The sequence below is a fragment of the Bradyrhizobium sp. NBAIM08 genome, assembly GCF_020193935.1.
GTDB lineage: Bacteria > Pseudomonadota > Alphaproteobacteria > Rhizobiales > Xanthobacteraceae > Bradyrhizobium > Bradyrhizobium yuanmingense.
The window spans coordinates 1-446 of record NZ_JADYVR010000363.1; the positions used below are offsets into that span (position 1 = coordinate 1).

Consider the following 446-nt stretch of genomic DNA (forward strand, 5'->3'; position numbering starts at 1 on the left):
CCCGTATCGCGCGCGCACACGCGGGCCCGGTCTTCGGAATGTGAGATGTCGGCGCCGCGGCGAAATATCGCCGGTAACGTGTCTCCTGCGTCCCCGTCACTGCATTCGGTCCCGATCGAAGCGGGAAAACGGTGCTTCACCTCGTGGAGCAGTCGGTCACCAACATCTTGAATTACACTGTTGATGTGCAGCTTGCTTGGCACGTGGTGAATAAAGAAGATTAGGACTGCGATCGAACAAATTGCGAGCAGCACGGCCACGAGCAAGGCCAGGTTGGGGACGAAGCCTGCGCCGTACGACTCTTCGGGCGAGCGGACGGTACGCAAAACGATCAGGCAATAAATAAAGGTCGAGATGAACGTGCCGAGCGTCACTTGATTGCCACGATCGCGCATGAAATTACTAAGCAATCGAGGACCATATTGTCCTGACGCGTAGACCACCGA

General features: G+C 56.7%; 1 protein-coding gene. It reads right to left on the reverse strand.

Annotation, left to right across the window (positions count from 1 at the left end; all coding sequences use genetic code 11):
- Nucleotides 1–395 (reverse strand): DUF2254 family protein (locus tag I6F37_RS39915; protein ID WP_249795451.1); only part of this gene is annotated, 395 nt, incomplete at its 3' end.
- Nucleotides 396–446: the final 51 nt, after the last annotated feature.